At 69.3% G+C, this 3,667-nt stretch carries 6 protein-coding genes; 4 read left to right on the top strand and 2 right to left on the bottom strand.

What is annotated here, in order from left to right; translation table 11 throughout:
• Positions 1–198: 198 nt before the first annotated feature.
• Positions 199–645 carry a ferritin-like domain-containing protein gene (locus I0Q12_RS24085; protein WP_197255440.1) on the bottom strand — a complete coding sequence of 149 codons (447 nt, stop codon included), beginning with the start codon at positions 643–645 and terminating at the stop codon, positions 199–201.
• On the bottom strand, positions 642–1,136 hold the full coding sequence (locus I0Q12_RS24080; protein ID WP_197255438.1) for a hypothetical protein: 495 nt from the start codon (positions 1,134–1,136) through the stop codon (positions 642–644). Before I0Q12_RS24080 ends, I0Q12_RS24085 begins: the two co-directional genes overlap by 4 nt.
• A gap of 149 nt (positions 1,137–1,285) precedes the next feature.
• Here I0Q12_RS24080 and rimP point away from each other — a divergent pair, with 149 nt between their 5' ends.
• The 4 genes from rimP to I0Q12_RS24060 all read left to right on the top strand — a co-directional run.
• Positions 1,286–1,888 carry a ribosome maturation factor RimP gene (rimP, locus tag I0Q12_RS24075; protein WP_197255436.1) on the top strand — a complete coding sequence of 201 codons (603 nt, stop codon included), beginning with the start codon at positions 1,286–1,288 and terminating at the stop codon, positions 1,886–1,888.
• Positions 1,885–2,910 carry a transcription termination factor NusA gene (nusA, locus tag I0Q12_RS24070; RefSeq protein ID WP_197255434.1) on the top strand — a complete coding sequence of 342 codons (1,026 nt, stop codon included), beginning with the start codon at positions 1,885–1,887 and terminating at the stop codon, positions 2,908–2,910. Before rimP ends, nusA begins: the two co-directional genes overlap by 4 nt.
• A gap of 44 nt (positions 2,911–2,954) precedes the next feature.
• Positions 2,955–3,287, top strand: a complete 333-nt coding sequence (locus I0Q12_RS24065; protein WP_197255432.1) for a YlxR family protein — start codon at positions 2,955–2,957, stop codon at positions 3,285–3,287.
• A 160-nt stretch (positions 3,288–3,447) separates the two neighbouring features.
• On the top strand, positions 3,448–3,667 hold a 220-nt coding region (locus I0Q12_RS24060; protein WP_307846477.1), incomplete at its 3' end, for a translation initiation factor IF-2 N-terminal domain-containing protein.

The raw sequence follows: 3,667 nt of genomic DNA, 5'->3' as shown, positions 1-3,667 counted from the left end.
GCACTTCCCAGGGCCAGGGCGATGCCCTTACCGACCCCGCGGGACGCGCCGGTGACCAGCGCGACGCGGGTCACGCCCCGGCCTCACGGCGTCGATCGGTGGTCGGATGAACGGTCTGTTCCGGTCGTGTCGTCGGCACGCTCACGACGGTAGAACACGTTTCTGTTCTTCGGCGGCGAATTCCGAACGACGGGACGATCAGGGCTGACCGGGCAGGGCGACGGTCGGGGGAGCGACACCCAGGTTCGCCCGCCACCGCGCGCCGCGCAGGGCCGTTTCGGTCAGCGCGTCGATCGCGAATCCGCGGGTGGACTCGGAGGTCGCCCGTTCGACGACGGACCGCCACGCGACCGCGACGTCCGTCTCGATCTGCACGGCGAGCTGCGCGGCACTGATCGGGTCGGTCACCGGGAACGGGACGGTGTAGCCGGGCGCGGCGACCGGGGGAGTGACGCTCGCGGCGGTGAGCGCGTCGATCGTGGCGTCGCGGCGCGCCCGATGTGCGGCGGTGTCCTCCGCCACCTCACCGCCGCGGGCCGGATTGGAGAACGCCGCGACGAGGCCGTACCCGAACACGGCGGCGTGTTCGGCGTTCACGGCGTCGACGAGGGCCTGCTGCTCGGCTCCGAGCTGGGGGGAACTCACGGCAGCAGCACCGCCGTCTCGGTCGCGCAGGCGGCACTGACGGACGCGAGCAGGCCCGCGCGGTAACCGCGCAGGGTACGGGCCAGATCCGCGGCGTCGCGCTGGGAACGGGTCAGCCGTTCGCGCAGCAGTTCCACGGTCGGAGTCTCGGCGGGCAGCGTCACGGTCGTCGAGGTGGCCGGGGACGTCGATGTGGCCCCCACCAGTCGTGCGACCTCCGCGTCGAGTGCGTCGGCGTGCGTCGTGCGTTCGGCGCCGATCGTCGCGAGCGCATCGGCCCGCTCGGGTGCCACGGCGACGAGGGCGCCGGCGAGAGCGGCGTCGGTGCGTGCGCGCTGGGCCTGGGCGATCAGCGGATCGGGCTCGCCGTCCTCGTCGGAGGGGGCTCCGCATCCCGTGACGGTGAACACGCCCGCGGTGCCGAGCGCGGCACCGGACCATCGCAGCAGTGTTCGTCGGGACACGGGTGGCAGGTGTGGTGACGTCGGCACCGGACCATGGTGCCAGTCCCGGCGAACCGATCCGGACGCCGGCCTGGTCACGGCACCCCGAAATGCGCGATACCCTTGATACCTGCCGGATCGATCCCCGCACCGGCCGCCTACCGCTGCGACCACAACTGAACGAGGAGCTTGCCGCCATGCCTGTGCCGCCACCGGAGAGGATTGTCGAGCTCGTCTCGGATCTGATCGAGCGTGAGGGTTACGACCTCGAGGACGTCGTCGTCACGGCGGCGGGCAAGCACAGCACGGTCCGGCTCATGGTCGACAGCGACGCAGGTCTCGGCCTCGACGAGGCGGCGCGCCTGAGTCATCTCGTGTCGGAGGCGTTCGACGCGGTGTCGGATTTCGGTGAGTCGCCGTACATGCTCGAGGTGACCAGTCCCGGTATCGGCCGCCCGCTGACGCAGGACCGGCACTGGCGGCGCGCGCAGGGCCGGAAGGCCCGGCTGGATCTGGGGACCGAGACGCTCGTCGGCCGTATCGGCGAACTCGTCGGCGACGAGATCCGCATCGTGGTCCCGGACCGCAACGGCCCGGCCGTCCGCGCGATCCCGCTGGCACAGGTGCGGTCGGCGACGGTCGAGGTGGAGTTCAACCCTCCCAACGCCCGGGAGCTCGAGCTCGCCGGTGGCCTGCCCGACGGCCGGGTGCGCGCGGGGGAACTCGACGAGAACGCGGTCGGGGCGGACGAAGACGGTAGTGACGAAGACGAAGTGAACGAGACGAAGGTGGACAAGTGAATATCGACATCACGGCGCTGAAGGCGCTCGAATCCGAGAAGAACATCCCGTTCGAGGCGCTGATCGAGACGATTTCGACCGCTCTGCTCACCGCCTACCGGCACGTGGACGGTCACCAGCCGCATGCCCGGATCGATCTGGACCGCAAGACCGGCATCGTGCGCGTGATGGCCGAGGAGTTCGACGCCGACGGCAACCTCGTCTCCGAATGGGACGACACTCCGGCGGACTTCGGCCGGATCGCCGCCACGACCGCGCGGCAGGTCATCATGCAGCGCATCCGTGACGCCGAGCACGAACAGCGTTTCGGCGAGTTCGTCACCCACGAGGGCGAGATCGTCGGCGGTGTCGTCCAGCGCGACACCCGCGCGAACGCGCGCGGCATGGTGGTCGTGCGGATCGGCGGCGACAACGGCGCCGAGGGCCTGATCCCGCCGGCCGAGCAGGTGCCGGGCGAAACGTACGAGCACGGCGATCGCATCAAGTGCTACGTCGTGGGCGTGGCGCGCGGCCAGCGTGGACCGCAGATCACCCTGTCGCGGACCCATCCGAACCTCGTCCGTCGGCTGTTCGCGCTCGAGGTTCCGGAGATCGCGGACGGATCCGTCGAGATCGTCGCGGTCGCCCGCGAGGCGGGGCACCGCTCGAAGATCGCGGTGCACTCGCGGGTACCCGGGCTGAACGCGAAGGGTGCGTGCATCGGCCCGATGGGTCAGCGCGTGCGCAACGTGATGCGCGAACTCGGCGAGGAGAAGATCGACATCATCGACTACGACGAGGATCCGGCGCGGTTCGTCGGCAACGCGCTGTCGCCGTCGAAGGTGGTTTCGGTCACGGTCGTCGACCCGGACGCGCGGGCCGCGCGTGTCGTCGTCCCCGACTTCCAGTTGTCCCTCGCGATCGGCAAGGAAGGGCAGAACGCCCGCCTGGCCGCGCGTCTGACCGGATGGCGGATCGACATCCGCAGCGACGCCGCAGCGGGTGATGATGGTCACTCGGGTGCCGCTTCGACAGGCAGGTAGAGGTGGAATGCGGGCTTCCGGACGAATCGGCGGTAGAGTGGTCGATGGTTCAGCATGAGCTGTCTTCGTCACGCGGCGAGCGCACCGGTCCGGTGCGTACCTGTCTCGGGTGTCGGCAGCGATCGCTGACTGCCGATCTGCTGAGGGTCGTGGCACGAGAAGTGGAGCCGAAACGCTTCGTTCTGGTCCCTGATCCCGGGCGCAGACTTCCCGGGCGGGGCGCGTGGTTGCATCCCGTTTCGGAGTGTCTGGGTCAGGCGGAGCGGCGTCGAGCATTCGGCAGAGCGCTGAGGGTGCCCGGAAATCCGGACACGTCGGCGCTCGATCAGCTGGTCGGGTCCGGCGACGGAATATCACTCGGCGTGGCACCGTTGTGAGATCGACAGCAGGGACACCAACGCAGTGACATCGAACTCTGAGAAGAACAGGCACGAACACTCATGAGCACACCGTGAAGCACCAGCGATGAACGTCCATCGGAGATAACCCGAGGTCGTGCGGGCAACCAGCCGCTCGACCTCATCAGTGAGGAGAGCAGTGGCAGGCAAGCCCCGCGTGCACGAGTTGGCGAAAGAACTCGATGTCACAAGCAAGGTCGTACTCGAAAGGCTCAAGGAGCTCGGCGAGTTCGTGAAGTCCGCGTCGTCGACGGTCGAAGCCCCCGTCGCACGTCGTCTGCGTGAATCGTTCGGCAAGACCACGGGCGAAGGCTCGTCGGCCGCCCCGACCCCCGGTCCCAAGCCGGGCGCACCGCGTC

This window comes from Rhodococcus sp. CX, assembly GCF_015865005.1.
Taxonomy (GTDB): domain Bacteria; phylum Actinomycetota; class Actinomycetes; order Mycobacteriales; family Mycobacteriaceae; genus Rhodococcus.
Note: the sequence above shows the minus strand (reverse complement) of the source record. Positions and strands in the feature narration are given on the sequence as shown.